Annotated in this window: 1 pseudogene; it reads right to left on the bottom strand. The window is 72.8% G+C overall.

What is annotated here, in order from left to right:
• A pseudogene (locus K206_RS44160) lies at positions 1 to 437 on the bottom strand (hypothetical protein); the annotation flags it as partial.

Raw genomic sequence — 437 nt, forward strand, 5'->3', positions numbered from 1 at the left:
GTTGTCGACCGCCCACGACCAGTCCGTCAGGTCGGCCGTGCCGTCGACGCCGTCCGAGCGCCGCACCACCGCCGTGACGACCTGCGGCGCCGCGTCGTAGTTGACCGTCAGCGTGGACGGCGACAGCGTCAGCGCATAGGTCTTCGCCGCCGGCGCCTGCACGGCCAGGTGCGTGGTGCTGGTGGCCTGGCTGCCGTCGGGCAGCGTCGCCGTGGCGACGATGTCGACCTCGCCGGGCACGAGCATGCGCACCGAGGCATAGGTGCCCACCGGCTGCATCATGCTGGCCGCCGCCGGCGCCTGGTCGGAGGCCGACACGATTACCGCGACCGCTTCGTTGGACGACGACCATGCGAACCTGGCGCCCTTGACCTCGAGGCCGTCGGCGCCGAGTAGCGTGGCTTTCAGCGTCAGCGTGCCGCCCTGCGCGGGCGCGG

It is taken from the genome of Cupriavidus sp. WS, from assembly GCF_000395345.1.
Taxonomy (GTDB): domain Bacteria; phylum Pseudomonadota; class Gammaproteobacteria; order Burkholderiales; family Burkholderiaceae; genus Cupriavidus; species Cupriavidus basilensis_B.